This is a genomic window from Cyclobacterium roseum (assembly GCF_010119225.1).
Lineage (GTDB): Bacteria > Bacteroidota > Bacteroidia > Cytophagales > Cyclobacteriaceae > Cyclobacterium > Cyclobacterium roseum.
On sequence record NZ_WNKF01000015.1, the window covers coordinates 96,496 to 117,916 of the forward strand.

Here is a 21,421-nt window from a genome sequence, read left to right on the forward strand (position 1 = left end):
ATGAAGAAACGGCAGTTTTTAAAAAAGTCCTCTATAGTAATTGGAACCAACCTTATGTAACCCATGGTGGGCTGTGAACCAGGAAATAAAGTACAATCGGGACCGGAAAGGGTGAACTGGGCAGGAAATCTTCGGTACAGTACCCGAAACCTGAATGTACCTGCGGATAGAAATTCACTCCGGCTAGTCATCAAAAATACAGCGCATGTGAAGGCTTTGGGAACCACCCATTCCTTTAACAGCATTGCCGATAGTACTCATCATCAGGTCTCTCTGAAGGAGTTGGATCCGGATATCCAGCTGGATACGGCACAGCGAACGGTCAGGGTTAGCGGTGGCGTTCAATATGGGGTGTTAGCGCGCAAACTTCACGAGCAGGGGTTTGCCTTACACAATTTAGCCTCCCTTCCTCATATTTCGGTAGCAGGTGCTTGCGCAACGGCTACCCACGGGTCGGGTGATAACAATGGAAACCTGGCTACCGCCGTTACTGCTATGGAAATGATGAAAGCAGACGGAGAAATCCTGGTCCTCAGCGAAGTCCAAAATCCGGAAGTATTTCAGGCTGCTGTCGTACATTTAGGAGCTTTGGGGATCGTAACGAGGATTACCCTGAGCATACAGCCCACCTTCGAGGTGAGGCAGTATGTGTATGAAAACCTGTCGCTGGAGCAATTAGGCTCAAATTTCGATTCGGTCTTTTCTTCGGGCTACAGTGTGAGCCTGTTTACCGATTGGCAGTCAAAACGATTTAATCAACTGTGGATTAAACGACGAGATACAGAAGAGATGCCAGCGGAGATTTTTGGGGCAAGTGCGGCGACTACGCATTTGCACCCAATCAAGGAAATTTCAGCGGTGAATTGTACGGAGCAAATGGGCATCCCCGGTCCCTGGCACGAACGCCTTCCCCACTTTAAAATGGACTTTACACCCAGCAGTGGAGAAGAACTCCAATCAGAATACTTTGTTCCAAGGGAACATGCAATAGAGGCCCTTGCCGCCATTTTTTCGTTGGGAGGAGCCATTTTTCCCCATTTGTTGATTTCGGAAATTCGCTCCATCCGGAAGGACTCCTTATGGCTAAGTCCTGCCTATGATCGGGAAAGTATTGCCATCCACTTTACCTGGAAGCGGGATTGGGAAAACGTGCAGAAATTGCTTCCTTTAATTGAAAACAAGTTAAGGCCTTTTGGTGTGAGACCTCACTGGGGAAAACTGTTTACCCTTGAGCCGGCCTACCTTCAGGCTCAGTACGAACACCTGGAAGATTTTACGGATCTTATGAAAAAAATGGATCCCGTGGAGAAATTTGTCAATGATTTTCTGAAAGAAAATTTGCTGAATAAAGGATAAAAAAAGGGCTTTCCGATAATCAAAAAGCCCTTTCTCTGTTATTCTGAAGTCTTAAGAAGTTCCAAGACTTCTTCCAATTTTGCGGGATCGTCTTTGTAAGGGGATAGATCAAAAATGGCAACTTTTCTAAAGTCAATGGGGTGACTTTCGCTTTGAAGAGAAATAAAGCCCTCAGAAATCAATTGTCCGTCCTTTTTGATATTGGGGTTGTGGTTACTTACATTTCCTCCCCCCATCTGCGGTTGGTGATAGCTGAGGACTGTATCCCCCTCAACAATGTGATGAATGATAGAGTCACCCAAAACCAGAAAATCAGCCGTAACCCATTGCTCTCCGTGATAGGTTTCGGATGAAGAACTGGTACAATGAGGAGTAAATAGTTCTCCATCCATTACCACATTGGTGCCAGGGGTACACAGGTTACTGGTGGTTCGTGGATTTTCACCGTCTCCGCCCAGCAACTGACCTTCAATGGAAATCGGGAAATCCTGGTCTCTCGTCATGGATTCCGGATCCTGTCCGTGAAGCATCACGCCTGAATTCCGAAGCGCCCATCCTTCCCCTTCCGGCGCCTGTTCCCCTACAAAGCGGTATTCTACCCGGTATAGGTAATATGAAAAGGATTCGTCGTAAAAGATATGCCCGTATTGCCGGTCAAAAGCTTCGTACCCGTCGTAGCGAACCTTTAGTAAACCGTCCTCTACCCGGAATGTATTTTCATAGTTTTCGTCCAGTTCGTGCTTGGAAATTTTGATCCGCCAGTTTTCAAGATCTTCCCCATTAAAAAGCGAGCGCCATTCGGATTTTACATCTATGGTTTCTGTTTCGGTACTTTTGGAACAAGCTATCAGCGTCATACAGGCTAATAGAAGTGTAAATACGTGGGTAGGATAGAATTTCTTCATCATTTTTTTCTAAAATAAGGCTTTTATCAGCTGGGTTTTACCCGCAATTTAAGAATTTTTACATCATTTGACCCTCCTTTCAGGTACGAAGGATTAAGAATGGCATAAAAAGGATTTTCAATACCCTCAAAGTTAAGTAGAAATAAGATTTCAGCGGGAAGCGTTAAAGGGGCAGACCACCCTTTATCCGGGCGAAACCATTTAAGTTGTTGTCCCGGAAGGGAAGTTGGGGTACGCTTGGGATCCTGAAGCAAGCCTTCCAAATAACTGACGGCAAACCCATTGTCCATAGCGAACAGACCGGTAATCTCTCCTTCAGCGAGCACCGATCCGTCGTTTCCAAGAGGGATGGATTGCCCTTTTATTTGCACGAAATCTGGGGTTTCCAGAGAAATACTCGCTTGCCAGCTTCCTTCATTGGCCAAATCATAGCGGTGTACTAGTGGCTCTTTGTTAAAGGCAAAGTACAACTGATTATCCCTCACGCTTATCAACGGGGTCGGTTGTTCAAAATGAAGGTCCTCCTGGTATTTACTTTCCGGAGAGAGTTGCAAAAAGGGGGCGATTTCACCGGTGTTCATGTTTACTTTTTCCAACAAGTGATTGTCCCGGAAGTAGCCTTTGTCATAGGGGCTTTTGTTATCTCTTCCCGGGTAAAAAAGTAACAGGGCATCCTGCCATTTGGCCATGATCTGTACGTTTCGCTTCAGGTCCATGGCACCATTGGGAAAGGGCATGAACATTTTTTCTTTCAGTTGAAGGTTTTGGTCCAGCAAGCCTATTTCTCCCTTAATGGAATGCGCCAACACCTCGCCGTCAGGCAAGATCTTCAATCCATTGACATAAAATAATCCATTTTTACCCTCAGCCGGAAGGGAATTGCTGACCAAAATGGAGCCGGTACTGTCGAAGGCAAGGTAATTTCCGGACCGGTAATTATAGATGATGCCACGGTTTCCTTCATAATCTGCCGCATGCACTTCCCCCTCAAAAGGAATAGACAAGGTATCCAAAACGATTACCTCGTACCGGTCATACTGGTGGGGCTGGCAGGAACCGATCAAAAGGGCAGCAAACAAGGCTGAAAGGAGCGAATAGGTAGTATTCATGTCGAAAGTTAAGAGCATTTTTTAGCCTTTTCAAACATTTCACGGAAAGTAATTTTTGGTTTTTTAATGAAATTCTCCACATTTCTTTTATCTTCAAGGCTGCTTTTCGATACCCTGATGTATCCGAATCGGCACCCAATAAATAGTAGCGAACAAAATAACCATTCAATTATATGAACGATAAACGTAGACAATTTATCAAATCCGGACTGGTAGGTGCAGCCGGTATTTCCATTTTGCCCTCTTTTGTATTCGGCAAACCGCTGGGCCACGTAGCCCCCAGTGAAAAGGTTAACCTGGCCTGTTGCGGAATCGGCCACCGGGGAGGAAGCATCACCAAATCCCTTCACGAGACCGGATTGGCCAATATTGTGGCCCTTTGCGATGTGGACATGGGAGCACCGCATACCGAAGAAGTCATGAAAATGTTTCCCAACGTGCCCCGATTCAAAGATTTCAGGGAAATGTTTGACAAGATGGGGAAAGATATCGAAGCCGTCAGCGTAGGTACGCCGGATTTTTCTCACTTTCCGATTACCATGCTGGCCATGTCGCTCGGCAAGCACGTGTACGTAGAAAAGCCCATGGCCCGAACCTTTCAGGAGGTGCAGCTAATGATGGATGGTGCCAAAAAATACAAGGTGGCTACCCAGATGGGAAATCAGGGGCATTCGGAAGCCAATTATTTCCAATTTAAAGCCTGGAAGGAAGCCGGAATTATCAAAGACGTGACCAATATGACGGCCCATATGAACGGTCGCAGAAGGTGGCACGGATGGGATACCAATATCATCTCCTTCCCGGATAAGCAGCCGATACCCGATACCCTGGATTGGGATACCTGGCACACCACCGCTCACGAGCATGCCTATAACGAAGACCTGGTAAACGGGCAATGGCGCTGCTGGTACGATTTCGGCATGGGTGCGCTGGGCGATTGGGGCGCACACATCATGGATACGGCACACGAATTCCTGGATTTAGGGCTTCCGGAAGAAATTATTCCTACCCGATTGGATGGGCACAATACCTTTTTCTTCCCCATGGAAACCACCCTCGAATTTAAATTCCCCAAACGAGCTGACATGCCGGCCATGACCATTACCTGGTACGATGGACAGAAAAACATTCCTCCCGTACCCGAAGGATACGGGGTATCCGAATTGGATCCCAATATCCCACCGCCAAGTGACGGGCAACTGCAACCAGCGAAGCTCAACCCTGGTAAAATCATTTATGGAAAAGACCTTACCTTTAAAGGAGGTTCGCATGGCAGCACGCTATCCATCATACCAGAGGACAAAGCCAAAGACATGGCTTCCCAGCTCCCCGAAGTCATGGAAAGCCCTTCCAATCACTTTGCCAATTTCCTCAAAGCCTGCAAAGGGGAGGAAAAATGCCGGTCTTCCTTTGATATCGCTGGACCCTTAAGTCAGGTGTTTACCCTGGGAGTCCTTTCCCAACGACTCAAGGCCCATTTGAAGTTTGACCGGGAGTCCAAGCAAATTACCAATCACGCACTGGCCAATCAATTGCTGGCAGGCGTTCCGCCAAGAAAAGGCTGGGAAGAATATTACAAGCTTTAAAAGCTTGTAGATGAATCGTTTTCAGCAATTTCTGCTGGTCATGCTATGCTGCTGGGGAGGGGTTTGCTGCAAGCCTTCCCCCCAGCTACCCGTGGAGGTGGCTGCCGAACGCATGCAGGAAGTTTACCAGCGGATTAAAACTCCCTATAAGTACGGTGTGGTGTTTCAGCACAGTGATACCACTAAATTGGTGGACAGCCCCACCATCTTTCGGAACGAAGGCCAATGGTACATGACTTACATCGTCTTTGATGGTAAGGGGTATGAAACCTGGCTGGCAACAAGCAGCAATCTGTTGGATTGGCAAGAGCTGGGCAGGTTGCTCTCGTTTACACAGGACACCTGGGATGCCAATCAAAAGGCCGGCTACCTGGCACTTGTAGATACCGATTGGGGTGCCGGAAACAAAGTAGGGACGCATGCAGGAAAGTACTGGATGTCCTACCTGGGAGGAGCCACAGAAGGCTATGAAGCAGGTACGCTTGGGGTTGGAATGGCGAAATCGGATCACCTGGATAGGGCCGAAGAATGGGAGCGGATCGCTGACCCGGTTTTGCTGCCTGGGGATTCTTCCGCGCGCTGGTTTGAAACCGATAAAATCTACAAATCCCACATTATCCGGGATGAAGATCTGCTTACTGGTTACCCTTTTGTCATGTATTACAATGCCAAAGGGGATACCGCTACCTACGAAAGTATCGGTATGGCGGGGTCGGAGGACATGATAAACTGGACCCGGATCGGCGAAGAACCGGTCATCACCCGAGGAGAGGGTATTTGCGGAGATGCGCAGGTAGTTAAGATAGACGAGGTGTACGTGATGTTTTACTTTGGCGCTTTCTGGAAACGCGGGGCTTTTGAGCGCTTTGCCTGCTCCTACGACCTGGTCCACTGGACGGATTGGGAAGGGGAGGACCTGGTGGCGCCCTCCGAGCCTTACGACTCCCAGTATGCCCATAAGCCCTGGGTGATTCTTTGGGAGGGAGTTACCTATCATTTTTACAATGCAGTCGGAGACCAGGGCCGGGTGATTGCACTTGCCACCTCCGTTCCTTTAAATTGAGAACCCATGAAAAATTGGTTGAATTATAGCCTTTTCCTGTACCTGATCCTTTTACAGGGAACAGATGTCCATGCTCAGGGCCTGGATGGGAAAGCGAATCCCTCCAATATTGTCATCATCTTTGCCGATGATATGGGTTACGGGGATATCAAGGGGCTGAACCCCTTGTCCAAAATTGAAACCCCGGCTCTGGATGAGATGGTTGCGGAAGGCATTACCTTTTCCAATGCCCATGCCAGTGCCTCGGTGTGTACACCTTCCCGTTTCGGATTACTTACGGGGGAATACGCCTTTCGAACGCCAGCTGCTGCCCGGGGAATCGGGGGATTTGCGCCACCGGTGATGGATAAAAATCAACTATCAATGGCCGCTTTTCTTAGAAATGCCGGTTACCAAACCGGCATCGTAGGGAAGTGGCACCTGGGGTTGGAATGGGTCACCAAAGACGGTAAACCCGCCGTATTGGATGCTGAGACCGGGCATTCCAACGTGGATTACAGGCAGCCCATTGGAGCAGGACCGAATGATTTTGGTTTTGACTATTCCTTTATCCACCCGGCATCGCTGGATATTCCTCCCTATGTTTTTCTGGAGAACCATCGGGTCTTGGATCCGGGGGTGATCCTGACTACGGAGGTGTACCCTACCCGAAAGGAAAACACGGAATTTTCCTGGGATAAGAAACACAGCAACGATCAGGCCGTGTACTGGGAAAAAGGCGTGTGGTGGCGACAGGGAGAGATGGCCCCTACCTTTCGGGTGGCGGATTGCCTGGATGAAATCACCGGGCAGGGTCTGGCCTTTATCGAACGCCAATCGGCAGCTAAACCGTTTTTTCTGTATTTGCCGCTGACCGGGCCCCATACCCCCTGGCTACCCTCGGAGGAGCATAAAGGTAAATCGGGAGCGGGGCTTTACGGAGATTTTGTCATGGATATCGATCAGGTGGTGGCAAGCATAAAGGAGCAGCTCCAAGCGCAGGGCTTGCTGGAAAACACCCTATTGGTTTTTGCCAGCGACAACGGGGCCTACTGGCCGGAAGAAGAGATTTTGCTGTATGGTCACGATTCAAATAGGGGTGTGCGGGGCCAAAAAGGGGATGTGTGGGATGGAGGCCACCGGATTCCCTTGATTATTTCCTGGCCGGAAGGGATACAGGAACCAGCAGCCTATTCCGGGCTGGTCAGCCTGACCGATCTTTTCGCAACGGTTGCCGGCTTGCTGGATCAAAGCATACCAGAAGGTGCGGCGATGGACAGCTACAGTTTTTTGCCGGTATTGCAGGGAGATACCGGTTTCGTGTCCCGTACCGAGATGGTGCACCATTCCTCTTCCGGCATGTTTGCCATCCGGACACCGGAATGGAAATACATTGATGGGCTGGGATCGGGAGGCTTTAGCTATCCCAATAGGTTGCAGCCCGAGAAAGGTGGGCCCAAGGGGCAGTTGTACCGAATCCGGGAAGACCCCGAGGAAAAAGACAACCTATATTCGAACTATCCACGGGTGGTAGAGCAGCTTAAATCGCAGCTGGAAGGGGTAGTCAATAGGTAACCCGGTTTTTTCTAATAAAATATTGGAATTACGGCCCCCGACCGGATGTAAAATCGGCCATACCCTTTTATACCGAACCTTCTTTTAAAGTCGTCATCCACTAGTAAACAAATGTCCAAAATTTTGGATAGTGTCTGGCTGAGCTGAAAAGGGCGGTGTTGATGAAATATCATCCTTTGAAATGAAACCCACAAATCCCAAAAAAACGTTAACTTTATGAGGACAATACATGATAGAGGAATGGACATCAAAGCAGAAAAATTATACCTGATAGAACAGTTGGCTAGACTGGAAGATATAGAGATAATACATCAGATCAAAGATATATTGAGTTCCCAGAAAGAACCAATAGCTGGTTATAAACCGGGCGGCGGCCCCATTACCAGGTCAGAATTGGTAGCCAGGGCAAGGGACTCAAATAAAGCCATCAAAGAAGGAAGGGTGATCAGTATTGAGGATCTGGAAAAAGAATCGGAAAACTGGTAAGCAGGATGAATGTTTTAATCACCGAGCCAGCCAAAGAATCATTGAAAGAAATTTGTAAACACTACAGAAGTTTGGAATTAGATTCTTATGCTATAAAGGTAAGAAAGACAATACTTGGAAAAGCCAAGAGTTTATCGGATAACCCGGAGAGAGGGCAGAAAGAAGAAATGTTAAAATCCCTCGATCAGGGCCACCGCTATTTATTGGTCGAATCCCACTTTAAAATCATTTATCTGATAGACGAAAAACGGGTCATAGTGACGGATATAATTGACACCCACCAACATCCCGACCAAATGCTCAAAGGGAACCGGTAACGATCAATCTATCCTGGAATAGATAAGACGCTACACCCTAATATTCCGAGCCTCCATTAAAGTCGTCATCCATTAGTAAACAAATGTTCAAAATTTTGGATAGTGTCTGGCTGAGCTTTGAAAAAGTACACATGAAAACCATCCCATTGAACGTTATCGAACTGAAAGGATCGAAAGTAGCATGCTTTATATTATTGAGAATCCAGGAAGGGCAGGAATCGTGGAAAAACCGGAACGCTATAGGTGTTCAAGTGCAAGGAATGATGTTGGATTGGTAGGTTTGATAGCGGTGGATTATTGGTGATCCCGTCCAATTTCCCATTACAAATCGGTATTGATAGACGAGTGTAGTTGCAAACTCAGAGGGGGGGATTATAGATCATTTCTTTTTTCTGTTGAATGGATTGAAGGGGGTCAAAATTGGAATAATGAAAATAAGATGGACAATTTACTTTTCTAACAACAGGACTCGAAGAAATATAGAATCTATCACTGATACCTCACCGGAAGCAGATTCATTTTTAGTAACACCAACAGTAAAATCAACAGGGCTGTTGCCGGGACAGCAAGGAAGTTGATGAACTTTTGCGCCTTAATTCCATTACGGAAAGCCCTTTCCAGGCCTGAAAATACCAGTAGCCCAATGAGTCCGCCTAAGGTATTGGTCATTAGATCGGTCACATCAAACGCTCCAATCCGGAAGAGGTATTGAAGGCCTTCAACCAGCAAACTAAGCAGGAAAAGGAAGAAAAGTTTTTTACCGAAAATCCATCGGGTAAATAAAACACCTACATAGATGCCAAGAGGCACAAAAATCAGTACGTTCAAAAAGTTTTCTCCGGTAAAGATTACCGGTTCATTAAAGGGAATGAAGTTGGTACTTCTGGTTCCCATATAAGAAAATTGTACTCCTAACTTTAGAAGCAGGATCCAGACCAGGGCAAGCCCGTAAATAATAAATAATACGGTAGTCAACCTGGTTGCGGGATTATTGTTGCTGGATTCTTCCTTCATCGTGTGTGCAGGTTTGTTCTATTTGCTTGGCTTTAAATCACCTGAAAATTACCAATTTTTTTTCAGAGCGAAAATTAGTTCAAAGGATGACTGTTTCAATCAGATAAAACTTATGGCTTTTTCGATGTGTTAACATTTGCTAGTTTACATGAAAGTTGCAAATGATGCCGGGAGGGGTTGGATACTGGCGATGCCATATCGTAGGGTTAATACGAATATTTCCCCCTTTTGGCGTGCCAGTCTGCCTCAGGCTGGCTCGATTTCATAATAATCTTTCTTCTAAGTTATCTTTCCAAATGACAAATCCTTTTCTTTCGTCCGTATAGTCATGGAAGATTCGGCTGAAATTTTCGGGTTGCTTTTCAAGAAACATTTGTCGGCCTTTGTTTCGGATAATATTTAGATCCTTGTCAATTGTCCGTAGCTTTTGTGGGAGCAGTTGCCTGTTTTTCTCAACATGCCAGATGTAAGTAGCTTCTTCAGTGTCCAGTGTTTCTAAAACAACATGATATTGTTCTGTTCCGGAAAGAAGGAACACGAATGAGAATGGATTTAAGACAAACCTGAGTTTTAATGTAGTACCGTCATGCCTGGATGCCAGATACCGTAGTTGCCTGTAATGCTTCACTTTCTCATTTTTCAAAAGGTCGGTTAGCAACTGGTCTTCTGAATCATAGAACGGTTTACCATTTTGTTTTTCCTGTATCTTGTCTAGCCCGAGTAAATTTTCTTCCATACCTGGAACATATTGCTTACCCAGAATTCCCTGTTCAATAAATCGGAATTTTACGCTTTCAATGATCTCCCGGTTGATACTTTCCAGACTAGTCGAACTCGCTTTTTGTGAAACCAACAAGTTATTTTCAAACTCCGCAAAAACTTCAGCTTCCACGTATTTTGACTTTAATACTTTGGAGAAGTATGGCTTTAAAACATCAAATTCAGGCCTTACCTCCTCATTTTCTATCTCAAACTCCACTTCCGTCTTTATCTCAGATACTCGGTAACTGAAAGCAATCGCACCATAACGAAAATCCAATTGATCAATAAGCACCTTGATCTTTTTGTCAACTGTAAATGTTTGCCCGAATGGGGTCTCGGCAATCTCTGTATCATCAAACAATGTTGTTTGCCGATTAAGCTGTCGGTAATAGGTATTCCTTTTCAGGAATAACCGGTTCAGGTATTCAATTTTTTGATCTCTGTAATCATAAATAACCGGAGTTATTTCAGATCGTTGAACACGACCAATATATTGAATCAGTTTTCCTTTAAACGAGAAAGGATAAACAAGGAAAAGGCAGGAAGCATTTTGCAAGTCGGTTCCCTCTCCGAAAAATTGTCCGGTTGTGATTAGTGCCTGGTAATTTCCGCTGTTGAGTATTTGCCATTTTGCTTTACGGTTGCTTTCCGAATCATCTCCAGAAAGTGTTACCACTTCAAAAGACTGTTTCAGAAACTGATAAAGCGCATCAATATGCTCTTTTCTTTCTGTAATAATAACAGCCTTTCTTCCTTTATTCAATTCAGTGCTAATATCCCCAAGAATCAACTTGTTTCTGGCGGAATCGTGAACCAATACCTTTGATAAGTTTTCGAACGGGTCTGTTTTTGGATTGAAGGGAATATCTAAAGCCGTTTCCCTTACGATTATTTTTGCCTGCTTGTATTTTTCAATTTCCTGCGGTTTAATGTCTGCAATGATGTCGCCCAAATGGGTAAAAATTATTTTGCCATCATTTCCTTTCCGAAAAGGAGTTGCCGTTAACCCATATTGGTAGTAAGACGGAAAGTTTGAAATGGTATTTCGGAATGTTTCTGCTGGGATATGGTGGCATTCATCAACGATAATAATCCCGAAAGACAGGGCAAATTCATCTGTTTCCTGTTTGTCAAGATACTTACCCAAACTCTGGATCATTGCTACCGTAATCGCTTTTCCGGTTTTGGCATTTCCTTGTCCAATCCTACCGATCTCGTTTTTCGGTATGCCTAGAAAAGCCTGAATCCGCTCAACCCATTGTTCCAACAGCTGTTTACGATGCACAATAATTAGAGCAGGTTGCTGTTTTTCAGCAATGATTTTCAACCCGATTACTGTTTTTCCGGAACCCGGAGGTGCGGTAATGACACCAAATTCTTTGCGGGAGGTTACTTCTATTGCGGATTTCTGGTGTGACTTTAGACTGAAATTTGTTGTGAATAAAACAGGATCCTGCTTCTTCCGTTCATCCTGAAATTCGAAATCAATGTTTTGCTGTTTGCAGTACCGGATCAATCTACCTATAAATCCTCTCGGAAGAATTATCTCATGCGTTGTTTCCTCTACAAACCGGAAATACCGCTCGGTTCCCCATGTGTTTCTGCCACTTTTCTTTTTAATGAAATATTCCGAATTGGTAAAATTTAATTCCTCTTTTAGAAAATTGATCAGTTTGGGTGTCATACCTGACCGATTAAGGTGAATTAAATTGTTGAGTTGTATATGCAGCTTACCTGAATCGATGTTGTTTGGGACATGATCGTTCTTCGGGTTGAGTGAATGAAAGATCGTATCAAGATGAGATACAGTCACCCTCTGGATTGACGACAAAAATTCCCATTGATCCTGATATGGGTTCAATTGTTCATCAACAAAACAACTGTTGCCTTCTTTCATTGTCGGTTTATATAGTGGTAATGCAATTAGATTACCCAACCTCTCTCCTGTATGGAAATCCTGATTGGGAAAAAGTCTGTCAAAGCTGGAGCTTTTGTCAAATACAGAGAAGATACCTGCCTGCTCCAGAAGAGAGATTAAAATCTTACGACTTTTAATGGCAGGATAGGGCTCGTCGAAAAATATCCAGACGTGACCTCCTTTACCGGAACGGGATCGTTCCAGATAAGCCGGAATAGCATGTTCTTTGCAAATATTGAGAAATTCACGGCATTCCTCCGCCCATTTCTCTTTATCAAAATCTGCAGCAATGAACCAGGATGTATTATCCTGCAGTAGTGGGTAGATGCCTATCAGCCGTTCGCCATTAAAATGCTTTAGAAGTTGCTGATCAGTAAGTGGACGGTAGGTTTTATCTTTATAGTTTTTGAAGGATCCCCCATTCATTTTATGGAGCCTGTACATGTAGGGGTCATATTGATATGCAGGCATGTATCCGCTTTTAATCCTTCCTCCAGCGGATTTGGCAGCTTTTTCCCAACGTATGGCAAAGACATCCTCCCTACCTTTGAATAGGCTTTTGAACAAACTCAGTTTTTCAATTTCTGAATGTTGGTTCATATTGGCCGTTTATCAATTGGGCAATTTTATTTGGGTTTTCCAACGTACGGTTTTTCTGGATCCATCTTTTTTTATTACACGGGCAACTCTCAATTTTTAATGGTCTTTTCTATGGTGCTTTCGCTCTTGGCTATTTTTTTAGCAATTTCTTCAACCGCCATTTCCGAGTCCAAGTTATTTAGTTGGCTTTTTTCAGTTTTAAGCAGGCAGCCCGCATTTGCTATATCTAAAATATGTAACTTGAATGGTGAATATAGGTCAAAAAAATGACCGTTCCAACACGTAAACACCGGTGCCGAAGCATTTTGGTAGCTCGTGCCTATTTCTATCGGTATCGCTTGTATGCTGGATTCGGATCCCTACGCATTGGCAGGGCACAAAGGACCCGAGGCTTTGGGTCAGGATACGATTAGGCTTACTACAATCACTTTTTCCGGCTTAAGAAGGTGAGATTTTGAATCTACGCTTTCCTATTACCTCAAAACGAAACACAAATTCCAGTGAATTAGGCTGAACGTTAAAAAAAGGATCATTTTAGTGAGGAGCCGGGATGCGGGGCGGTTGCAGCCTGTCCCGTATTTACGGGAGGACTCGAACCGGCGACCTTCCCGACGCGTCGGGACAATCTACCCAGCTGAGATTGGGTTAGGAAGGGGTTAAACCAAAAAAGCCCGGGAAACCCCAGGCTTTTAAGCGGAATGGAAGGGAATCGAACCTAATGATTATCGTGAACCAAAAATATTCATAAATGGCTTATATACAAATATATAGATATATTTTCCAAAATGTAATGACCAGTAAAAACCTGTTTTGATCCATATTTTAGCCCCACAATTAGCCCCACAAAATTTTTTTGTTTAAATTAATGCTTTCAAAACTAAATGATAATGGAAGCAACATTAAGATTCGAGCTAAGGTTGGATACGGTTAATAAAAATGGAGAGCACCCTTTGATTTTTATTATTCGCATAGCCGGACAACGCAGGAAAGTTTCTACTGGCATTAAGCTATTTCCTGAACTCTGGGAAAACCAAAGTCAGCAAATAGTTGGACTAACTCAAAGAGTGAAAATGCTTTTGAGTAAAAAGTACGGAGAGAACATTCCGACTAAAAGCAAGCTGATCCAATATCAGGATCAAATGTCAGCATTGATCTCTGAGGTGAGGTCCATAGAATCAAGGTTTATTTTTGAGAAGACTCCTTATAGTGCAGATATGATTGCCGAGGAGATTAAATTGAAACAAAAGCAAGCCACAAAAAAGGAAAACCCTTCCTCGATTGTCTACGATTTTATTGATCAATATATCGAAGAACATAAGCATATTAGAGAAAAGGGTAGCCTTTCAGTTTATAAGTCACTTAAAAAACACCTCACCAATTATCAAAACCACACCCGAATAAAAGTTCGGTTTGATCAGATCGATTATAACTTCCTGCAGGGATTTCAGCGCTTTTTGATTGATTGGGAGGAGGTAAACGAGAACACCAAAAGAGTAAGCACGCTAAACAATACAACCATTTCCAAACAGCTGAGGACTTTGAAAACCTTTCTTAGCTATGCAAAGAAGAAGGGAATCGAAGTCAATCCAGGGCATAAGGACTTTTCCATAAAAGAATACAAAATGGAAGTCATTGCACTGACCCAATCCGAGCTTGACCTTTTATTCGAATTGAATCTTCAAAATAATAAACGATTGGACCAGGTACGGGATGTATTTTGCTTCAGTTGTGTAACCGGCTTCCGGTACTCCGACCTGGAGCAGCTTCACCGGGGCCATATTAAAAATGGCGAAATTAGGTTGACGGTGAAAAAAACAAAAAAGCCATTAATTGTGCCACTTAACAGGTATTCAAAAACCATCCTGGAAAAATACAAGGACCTGGCAAGCCCCATTCCGATGATCTCCAATCAGAAGTTCAACAAATACATCAAGGAGCTCTGCAAGCTGGCGGGGATCGACGATCCTATAGAAATAATCCGGTACAAGGGTGCCACCAAGCAATCTACCATTTACAAAAAACACGAAATTATCAGTGCGCATACCGGAAGGAAAACCTTTGCCACCTTATCCCTGGAAAAAGGAATCCCTGCAGAGACCGTAATGAAGATTACCGGCCATGCCGATTACAAAAGCTTTCACCGGTATGTGAAAGTGACGGAAGAAAGAAAGAGAAACGAGATGCAGAAAGCCTGGGGAGCCCCAGTGTGAAAAATCAAACCTTGAACCATGAAAAAGTTCGATCCAAAAAGGCCCCTTTGGCTGTACAAACTCCGGGAGTACCTGCTGCTTTTTGACGGGAGTTCTGAAGAAGAAAGGATGCTGGCTTACCGGTACGGTTGGCATATTTTTTCCAGTAATCGGCACCACTTTGAAGATTTCGCTCATTTCATCCGGCGGAGAAAATGGTTTATTTACCTGTCCTTAATCTATCCCATTATCCTTACTTTTCTTAGCCTTTTGCTAGCGGTTTCGGTTTTGACGATTGACGTTACATTAAAAGTACCCATGGCCCTTATTTTTTCAGGGATTACGGCGGGGATTATTTATAACCTGATTGGCAATACCCTTAAGAACATTCGGGAGACCGGCATTTTTCTAAAGTATGTGGATCCTACTGAGAAATTGGCCAATTTCCGCGAATTTGAAACCCTGGATATTCTTGACAGGGAGGCTGCACACCAATTTTATGAAAATATGCGTGCAAAAAGAGATTATACCCAAATCGAAGCGTTAGAAAATAGACTGGATAAAACCGAAAAACTGCTGGCCCTTGATTTTTTATTGGGCGAACCAGGGATCTTAAATGAACTGATCAACAAACTGTGTCTTGATCAAAACTGCAGCTTGTCCAAAGAAGGAGTTTACCGGGTTTTGGGTGAAGTACTGACCGCATCTTCGGATAATATTAAGAAGGACATTACAAAAAGAGTAATTGAAATTCGATCCGGAGAATGCCTGTCTCCGAAAAGGATCGATCAGCTTAGAAATGTCAAAGCAATATTCAATCAGGCAAAATTGGGATCGAAGGCCGGTGAAATCGACAGACTTATTGACACCATGGAAAGTCCAAGGGTTGGATTGAAAAATGGAGTTGAATACCATTAACGGAAATAGTCAGAAAAATCTAAATTCCTTTAAAATCGTTATATTTGAAAAGACTTAAATATTGATAAGAATGGAAACAATTGCCGCCAGAAAATACGCGATTATAGAGAAGGTAATGCACTTGAATGAAGAAGAACTCACTGAATTAGAAACTTCTTTGATTAAGTTCAAGAAAGGTCCTATCAGCGTTGAGCAATACAACCGGGAAATGGATGAGTCTGAAGCCGAAATGGATCGGGGCGAATTCTACAGCCAGGATGAAGTAGAGAAAATGGCTAAAAAATGGTAGAAGGTAATCCTGTAGAGAATTTTTCCAAACAACGACCTACGGTATCCTGGACCAAAAGTGCTTTTATTTCACTTCAAAAAGCTTACAAAAAAATTAAAGAAAACTCCCCTGCAAGTGCTGAGAAAGTGAAAGACACCATTCTATTCATGACCCGCAACTTGGCAGATCACCCAGAAAAATATCCGTTGGACAGGTTTAAAAAGGACAACCCAGGGAGCTACAGGGCTTTTGAGAAATACTCCTATCGGGTAGCTTATCGGCATACGGATAGCGAAATCAAAATCCTCCGGGTAAGGCATGTAAAACAAGAACCTAAGTCTTACTAGTGTCCCACCAAGTATTCTGACTCAGAATAAATTATAGCTATGATGCGCATGAGGACAGAGCGTTAAGAATTGCTCCGGTGGAGCAATTTAGCGAAGGGCCGGGCTGCAGGGTGGGTTAAGTCCCTACTTCAGGACCTGCCGGAGATAGGCAGCAAACGTACCGATTACATCTACGACCTGATCAGTGGCAATGTAAATGCGGTGATCTACCAAAGCGGTCATGAGGATCAACTGATCCACCGCTACCGCTACGATGCCGACAACCGCATAGAGGAAGTAATGAGCAGCACCGATGGGTTCGTTTGGAGCACAGATGCCACTTACTTTTACTACCCGCACGGTCCATTGGCCCGGGTAGAGCTGGGTGAGTACAACGTACAGGGGCTGGATTACTACTATACCCTGCAGGGCTGGCTGAAGGGGGTAAATACGCCGTATACTGGCGATCCCGGAGGGGATGGGGAAAACGGTCTGCGTACCGGCGGGGATGCCATGGCCTTTTCGCTGGGCTATTATCAGGATGATTACACGCCGATCGGCAGCGGCATCACGCTCTCCGATACCCGGGACAACCTATGGACCAGGTACCAGGACGACCGGGGCACGACCGAGTCAAAAGGCTTATACAATGGCAATATAAGCTGGATGAACACCGACCTGCCCAGCCTGGGCGAGTCCGACCGCATGCAGGCGATGGTCTACGCCTACGATCAGCTTCACAGAATAGTTAGGGCCAGAAGCCTGAGTACCTATGGCCAGAACGGTTTAACGAGGACTGATCCTACGGATAAATATGACACCGATTACAGCTATGATGCTAACGGAAATTTATTAACTTTACAAAGGAGGGACTCGCAGACGGCGATTCTTGATGAATTGACATACAGCTACTACGAGGAGAGCAACAAACTAAAGAACGTAGACGGTTCGGATGTTGAAAACTACTCCTACGACCAGATTGGCAACCTTATTGGTGACAATGCGGAGGGAATCGATAGTATCGCATGGACCCCATATGGAAAGGTACGAGCAGTATTTAAAGATGACAATTCTGAGGTACATTTCCGATATGATGCATCAGGAAACCGAATAGCCAAGATCACCGATAGTGACACAACCATTTATGTAAGGGATGCTTCTGGTAATGTGATGGGGGTGTACAATAATAGAACGCTCAAGGAACAGGCTATCTACGGCAGTTCCAGGCTTGGTTTGGTTAATTAAGCTTCCAAAACAGGATATAGAAGTCTTGGTGGCAAAAAGTACGAACTTACAAACCACCTTGGAAACGTCCTTGCGGTCGTAAGTGACAATATCCACCTGGACCAGGACAGCACCTGGACGACAGCTATCAACACCACGGATTACTATCCGTTCGGATTGGCTATGGATGGTCGTACGGTTCAGGACAGTACGTACCGTTATGGGTTTAACGGCAAGGAACATGATTCCAATGGCGAATGGGGTTCAAAGAGCCATTATGATTACGGGTTTAGGATCTATAATCCACGTATAGCGAAGTTTTTGAGTGTGGATCCTTTGGCATCCGAATTTCCATGGAACAGTCCGTACGCGTTTGCTGAGAATGATGTTATTAGAAGTATTGATTTGGAAGGACTTGAAAAGGCAATAATCACTGAATACAACATAGCAGGTGATGGATCAACAAAACTTCGACTAACCCATACTTATGATAATCTAGGAGGAGGTCAATGGGAGGGGACAAAGAATTTAGAACAATACAACAAGGTTGACAACGAAGGAAAGGTCACAAATATTTATACTGATTATAATGATAGGGACGGGACATGGCAGTCTGGGGTTGCAAGCTTAAAGATGAAAGAGGATGGTGTTCAACGGATGGCATCAAAGGCAGACCTGAATTATGGAAATTTACTTTCAAACTTTAACCAAAGTTATAGGGGGCAGAAGTTTAACAGTACTGTATCAAATTATATTACCTCCGTCTCCCTGCCTATTTCTGGAATCGGGATCTTAAAAGCACCCACAATGCTTCAAAAAGCTTTTGCAGGGATGAGCTTCCTGAATGGGATTGACGATTTAACTGGAAATTTTTCAAATGATGGAAATACCGTCATCCAAAATCAATTTGGAGGGACATTGGGGAATGTTACCAAGAGTGCCTTTAGTTTAGCGGGAATTCTTGGAGGTGGTAGCGGTTTGATGAATAAACCCTATACAGGTACTGCTCCAATCGATAATATTATTGGCATTGGAAGTGATACAAAAAGTTTCTATGACGGTGTGAAAAATACTAAGGATTCAATTTCAAATGACGAATGAGAATAAGGCGACTAAAAATTATTTTCTTAAAGATCTTCTTAACCCGGCCTGGATAATCGCTGGAGTCGTAGGAGCTTTTGCCCACTATTTAGCACTTTTTGCTGTTATGGTTCCTGCTTTGATATACGTAATGTGGCAAATTCCTGTTATTGAAATTGTTGATTCTAATCTTGTAATTAAATATCCAAATTGGATTTTTTATAAAAAGGAAAAAAGATATGAATTCGAACAAATAGAAAAGGTTGACATCAGAAAATCTAATACGGGTTATGCTTCTATGCCATTTATAGATATTTATACAAAAAAAGGAATGAGCAGATCGGTTTTGTCACCTTCAATGGAATTGGAAGATTTTAATGGCCTACTAACTAATTTGAAAAATAGATTAGGCGAAAAAGTATCTGTGATTTGAAAGTAATAATGATCCTCTTACAAAGTTGAAGAAGTCCTATCAGGAAGATGAAATAATGTATTTATTGGTAAGCATACCGATATGGGTTTAATGGAAAGGAAGAGGATTCATCCGGTGAATGGGGCTCCAAAAGCCATTACGACTACGGGTTTAGGATCTACAAGCCCTCCATAGCGAAGTTTTTGAGCGTGGATCCGCTTACCAAAAGCTATCCGAAGCTCACGCCTTATCAGTTTGCGAGTAATAGGCCAATTGATGGGATTGACCTAGATGGGTTAGAATATTGGAATTCCACCAGTATTTATTCAGAGGGGCTAAATGTCGCAGTCGGAAACTTTTTTGGTGGAAATATAGGGATTTCAAAGGGTACTGCCTGGGATATGATTGGTAAAACCCAATTTAAGACTTATTCGGCCGTGTGGCCCGGAAATCAAAACCTGGAAGAAAGTAGTCATAATCCAAGATTGATTGCCGGTGCGGAGGTGAGCATGGACGGTGGATTCAGCTTTGCATTTAATAAACCTACTTTTTCCAAGGCGATGGAAGCTATTGGTGTGTCAATGAGTACGGTGAGTGCTAAATGGGGCTTGGGTGGTAGCGTACAAATCGGCGAGTATCTTTTTGGAATAAGGTTCGGCGCAGGGATTGGAGGAAGTATAAAAACCGGTGATCAATCCATAATTTTTGAATCCATATCGATTTCAAATTGAGAGGCAAATGCCATTGAGAGAGGAAAAGATTGGTATGTAAGTACTCCAAAAATACTTGAATCGGATGGTTTAAATCCTGTAGAAGCAATTAGTGAAATTATGGTAGATGGTAAAAATACAGGAATACAGGTTTATAGTGGAGTTGTTGAATCTGGAAATGACTTTAAATCTGATGGGGTTTGGAAGTCTCAATCCTATTCTGAAAAAGAAAATGAATACAATAAGTAGTAGTGGATATGAGATTTAGCGTCAAAAAATTCCTAATATCTATGGTGGTGATCTCGGTTACAGCTCCAATACTATGGTATGTTTACGTTGGGTTTTGGAAACTTAAAACGAAAAATCTATTTGAAAAGGCACAAAACGAGTTTGTTGTAAGATACGGATATGAAGAAAGATCTAATGGGATTACTCAAACATTGGTAGGAAAAAATCAAAATGAGGGAGGTAAAATAGCAGATTATTATTATAAATTGAATCATGATTTAAAAGATGTTGAAAGAGAAATATTTATTAGAGGCGATGATACACTATATTTATCACCAATCCCGGTACCAATTCATTTGAAATATGTAGGTGTAAAAACTAAGTTATATATCAAACCAGGTGACCTCAATAATGAAGTAGTAAAAGCCTATGTTTTCAACACGGATTGCTGGGGATATTTCACTGCTTACATCCCATCAGTTAATATCCATGAATCGGAGCCTCCTCCGGAACTGTATGAGAAGTTTTTGGAATATGTAGAAAAATTGCCTAAATCGACGAGCCCAAAGTTTGGGTCCCTAAGTCCCTATGGATTTTATTGTAATTAACACCGTTGGTTTAATGAGAAGTAGCCAGGGTACTTCTCATTAAATTAAATAATACTCCCTAAAATGCCTCGAAACAACTTCGTATTGTACGCCATTTTTTTTTGTTTCATTGGTGGGGAAGTATAGCCTCAAAGTCCTAACGGCGCAGGCATTCTAATTTTCACAAAGTAACCCAGTTTTTTCATGCCTAAATAGGAAAAGCCCCAACAAATATACCCCGATCCAAACCTACCCCAGAATTATTTTATTTAAAAATCAGCTATAATCGCCAGCTATGACGCTTTTTGAAAAGTTGGGGTACTACCCCAGCTAACTACCCCTGCCAACTTGTGACCATATTTGAATCGCAAACCAAACGATACCCGAATATGAACGACATGATCTTTTCCCCCATCGACAAAAGGCAACTCATTCAGGAGATTGCCGAAGAAGTGGCCGCCAGAATAATTCCCGAGCTGCAGCCACCGGTACAGGAAGACGAACTGATACAGATCCCCGAAGCCATGAAGCTGCTGGGCCGCTCTCGTACCACCATCAATAACTGGCGAAGGGAAGGTTTCCTCAAAGAGCAGGTGATCAAGACGGGGGTAGGGGTTAAACCAAAAAAGCCCGGGAAACCCCAGGCTTTTAAGCGGAATGGACAGCCTGTCCCGTATTTACGGGAGGACTCGAACCGGCGACCTTCCCGACGCGTCGGGACAATCTACCCAGCTTAGATTGGGATAGGAAAGGAGTTAAACCAAAAAAGCCCGGGAAACCCCAGGCTTTTAAGCGGAATGGACAGCCTG

Annotated in this window: 19 protein-coding genes and 2 pseudogenes; 17 read left to right on the top strand and 4 right to left on the bottom strand. The window is 43.8% G+C overall.

Going from position 1 to position 21,421, the window contains the following annotated elements; genetic code table 11:
- Positions 1 to 1,356: pseudogene (locus tag GJQ68_RS18160) on the top strand (D-arabinono-1,4-lactone oxidase).
- A gap of 38 nt (positions 1,357 to 1,394) precedes the next feature.
- Here GJQ68_RS18160 and GJQ68_RS18165 read toward each other — a convergent pair.
- Both GJQ68_RS18165 and GJQ68_RS18170 read right to left on the bottom strand, forming a co-directional pair.
- A complete protein-coding gene (locus GJQ68_RS18165) occupies positions 1,395 to 2,261 on the bottom strand; it encodes a 3-keto-disaccharide hydrolase (RefSeq protein WP_394351325.1) in 867 nt (288 codons plus the stop codon).
- A gap of 26 nt (positions 2,262 to 2,287) precedes the next feature.
- The gene (locus GJQ68_RS18170) at positions 2,288 to 3,388 is read right to left on the bottom strand and encodes a hypothetical protein (protein WP_162418704.1); all 1,101 of its coding nucleotides are present in this window, start codon (positions 3,386 to 3,388) and stop codon (positions 2,288 to 2,290) included.
- Between the two features lie 155 nt (positions 3,389 to 3,543).
- On the opposite strand from GJQ68_RS18170, the gene GJQ68_RS18175 reads away from it, so the two are divergent.
- The 6 genes from GJQ68_RS18175 to GJQ68_RS18200 all read left to right on the top strand — a co-directional run bounded on the left by GJQ68_RS18175 (position 3,544) and on the right by GJQ68_RS18200 (position 8,654).
- Entirely contained in the window at positions 3,544 to 4,956 is a 1,413-nt protein-coding gene (locus tag GJQ68_RS18175) for a Gfo/Idh/MocA family protein (RefSeq protein ID WP_162418705.1), read from the top strand.
- A gap of 10 nt (positions 4,957 to 4,966) precedes the next feature.
- Positions 4,967 to 6,019, top strand: coding sequence for a glycoside hydrolase family protein (locus tag GJQ68_RS18180; protein WP_235941736.1), 1,053 nt, complete (start codon positions 4,967 to 4,969; stop codon positions 6,017 to 6,019).
- 6 nt (positions 6,020 to 6,025) lie between these two features.
- Entirely contained in the window at positions 6,026 to 7,573 is a 1,548-nt protein-coding gene (locus tag GJQ68_RS18185; protein ID WP_162418706.1) for a sulfatase family protein, read from the top strand.
- Between the two features lie 216 nt (positions 7,574 to 7,789).
- Positions 7,790 to 8,059, top strand: a complete 270-nt coding sequence (locus tag GJQ68_RS18190) for a hypothetical protein (RefSeq protein WP_235941738.1) — start codon at positions 7,790 to 7,792, stop codon at positions 8,057 to 8,059.
- Positions 8,060 to 8,064: 5 nt separating this feature from the next.
- Positions 8,065 to 8,376, top strand: a complete 312-nt coding sequence (locus GJQ68_RS18195; protein ID WP_162418707.1) for a type II toxin-antitoxin system RelE/ParE family toxin — start codon at positions 8,065 to 8,067, stop codon at positions 8,374 to 8,376.
- An 83-nt stretch (positions 8,377 to 8,459) separates the two neighbouring features.
- Complete coding sequence (locus tag GJQ68_RS18200; protein ID WP_162418708.1) at positions 8,460 to 8,654, top strand: hypothetical protein; 195 nt, start codon at positions 8,460 to 8,462, stop codon at positions 8,652 to 8,654.
- A gap of 211 nt (positions 8,655 to 8,865) precedes the next feature.
- Here the strand turns inward: GJQ68_RS18200 and GJQ68_RS18205 are convergent, their stop codons facing one another.
- Both GJQ68_RS18205 and GJQ68_RS18210 read right to left on the bottom strand, forming a co-directional pair.
- Positions 8,866 to 9,390: a VanZ family protein gene (locus GJQ68_RS18205; protein WP_162418709.1), complete on the bottom strand. Its 525-nt coding sequence runs from the start codon at positions 9,388 to 9,390 to the stop codon at positions 8,866 to 8,868.
- 262 nt (positions 9,391 to 9,652) lie between these two features.
- On the bottom strand, positions 9,653 to 12,670 hold the full coding sequence (locus GJQ68_RS18210) for a DEAD/DEAH box helicase (RefSeq protein WP_162418710.1): 3,018 nt from the start codon (positions 12,668 to 12,670) through the stop codon (positions 9,653 to 9,655).
- An 887-nt stretch (positions 12,671 to 13,557) separates the two neighbouring features.
- Here GJQ68_RS18210 and GJQ68_RS18215 point away from each other — a divergent pair.
- The 10 genes and pseudogenes from GJQ68_RS18215 (at position 13,558) to GJQ68_RS23425 (ending at position 21,349) form a co-directional block, all read left to right on the top strand.
- Entirely contained in the window at positions 13,558 to 14,880 is a 1,323-nt protein-coding gene (locus tag GJQ68_RS18215) for a site-specific integrase (RefSeq protein ID WP_162418711.1), read from the top strand.
- 18 nt (positions 14,881 to 14,898) lie between these two features.
- The gene (locus tag GJQ68_RS18220) at positions 14,899 to 15,777 is read left to right on the top strand and encodes a hypothetical protein (RefSeq protein ID WP_162418712.1); all 879 of its coding nucleotides are present in this window, start codon (positions 14,899 to 14,901) and stop codon (positions 15,775 to 15,777) included.
- Positions 15,778 to 15,847: 70 nt separating this feature from the next.
- A complete protein-coding gene (locus GJQ68_RS18225; protein WP_162418713.1) occupies positions 15,848 to 16,066 on the top strand; it encodes a hypothetical protein in 219 nt (72 codons plus the stop codon).
- Positions 16,060 to 16,392 (top strand): type II toxin-antitoxin system RelE/ParE family toxin, encoded by a 333-nt coding sequence (locus GJQ68_RS18230; protein WP_162418714.1) that lies wholly within the window; start codon positions 16,060 to 16,062, stop codon positions 16,390 to 16,392. Before GJQ68_RS18225 ends, GJQ68_RS18230 begins: the two co-directional genes overlap by 7 nt.
- A 69-nt stretch (positions 16,393 to 16,461) precedes the next feature.
- Positions 16,462 to 17,616, top strand: coding sequence for an RHS repeat domain-containing protein (locus GJQ68_RS18235; protein WP_162418715.1), 1,155 nt, complete (start codon positions 16,462 to 16,464; stop codon positions 17,614 to 17,616).
- A gap of 126 nt (positions 17,617 to 17,742) precedes the next feature.
- A complete protein-coding gene (locus tag GJQ68_RS18240; RefSeq protein WP_262888124.1) occupies positions 17,743 to 18,696 on the top strand; it encodes an RHS repeat-associated core domain-containing protein in 954 nt (317 codons plus the stop codon).
- Positions 18,686 to 19,108, top strand: a complete 423-nt coding sequence (locus GJQ68_RS18245) for a hypothetical protein (RefSeq protein ID WP_162418717.1) — start codon at positions 18,686 to 18,688, stop codon at positions 19,106 to 19,108. Before GJQ68_RS18240 ends, GJQ68_RS18245 begins: the two co-directional genes overlap by 11 nt.
- A gap of 89 nt (positions 19,109 to 19,197) precedes the next feature.
- Positions 19,198 to 19,818, top strand: a pseudogene (locus GJQ68_RS18250) (RHS repeat-associated core domain-containing protein); the annotation flags it as partial.
- A gap of 236 nt (positions 19,819 to 20,054) precedes the next feature.
- A complete protein-coding gene (locus tag GJQ68_RS18255) occupies positions 20,055 to 20,633 on the top strand; it encodes a hypothetical protein (protein ID WP_162418718.1) in 579 nt (192 codons plus the stop codon).
- Positions 20,634 to 21,001: 368 nt separating this feature from the next.
- A complete protein-coding gene (locus GJQ68_RS23425) occupies positions 21,002 to 21,349 on the top strand; it encodes a helix-turn-helix transcriptional regulator (RefSeq protein WP_235941740.1) in 348 nt (115 codons plus the stop codon).
- The last annotated feature ends 72 nt before the right edge of the window (positions 21,350 to 21,421 follow it).

Coding starts and splice junctions, on each gene's coding strand:
- GJQ68_RS18200 (WP_162418708.1), top strand. CDS start 8,460: ATGTTCAAAATTTTGGATAGTGTCTGGCTGAGCTTTGAAAAAGTACAC.
- GJQ68_RS18195 (WP_162418707.1), top strand. CDS start 8,065: ATGAATGTTTTAATCACCGAGCCAGCCAAAGAATCATTGAAAGAAATT.
- GJQ68_RS18170 (WP_162418704.1), bottom strand. CDS start 3,388: ATGCTCTTAACTTTCGACATGAATACTACCTATTCGCTCCTTTCAGCC.
- GJQ68_RS18210 (WP_162418710.1), bottom strand. CDS start 12,670: ATGAACCAACATTCAGAAATTGAAAAACTGAGTTTGTTCAAAAGCCTA.
- GJQ68_RS18175 (WP_162418705.1), top strand. CDS start 3,544: ATGAACGATAAACGTAGACAATTTATCAAATCCGGACTGGTAGGTGCA.
- GJQ68_RS18245 (WP_162418717.1), top strand. CDS start 18,686: ATGACGAATGAGAATAAGGCGACTAAAAATTATTTTCTTAAAGATCTT.
- GJQ68_RS18230 (WP_162418714.1), top strand. CDS start 16,060: ATGGTAGAAGGTAATCCTGTAGAGAATTTTTCCAAACAACGACCTACG.
- GJQ68_RS18185 (WP_162418706.1), top strand. CDS start 6,026: ATGAAAAATTGGTTGAATTATAGCCTTTTCCTGTACCTGATCCTTTTA.
- GJQ68_RS18205 (WP_162418709.1), bottom strand. CDS start 9,390: ATGAAGGAAGAATCCAGCAACAATAATCCCGCAACCAGGTTGACTACC.
- GJQ68_RS18165 (WP_394351325.1), bottom strand. CDS start 2,261: ATGAAGAAATTCTATCCTACCCACGTATTTACACTTCTATTAGCCTGT.
- GJQ68_RS23425 (WP_235941740.1), top strand. CDS start 21,002: ATGAACGACATGATCTTTTCCCCCATCGACAAAAGGCAACTCATTCAG.
- GJQ68_RS18190 (WP_235941738.1), top strand. CDS start 7,790: ATGAGGACAATACATGATAGAGGAATGGACATCAAAGCAGAAAAATTA.
- GJQ68_RS18225 (WP_162418713.1), top strand. CDS start 15,848: ATGGAAACAATTGCCGCCAGAAAATACGCGATTATAGAGAAGGTAATG.
- GJQ68_RS18215 (WP_162418711.1), top strand. CDS start 13,558: ATGGAAGCAACATTAAGATTCGAGCTAAGGTTGGATACGGTTAATAAA.
- GJQ68_RS18180 (WP_235941736.1), top strand. CDS start 4,967: ATGAATCGTTTTCAGCAATTTCTGCTGGTCATGCTATGCTGCTGGGGA.
- GJQ68_RS18220 (WP_162418712.1), top strand. CDS start 14,899: ATGAAAAAGTTCGATCCAAAAAGGCCCCTTTGGCTGTACAAACTCCGG.
- GJQ68_RS18255 (WP_162418718.1), top strand. CDS start 20,055: ATGAGATTTAGCGTCAAAAAATTCCTAATATCTATGGTGGTGATCTCG.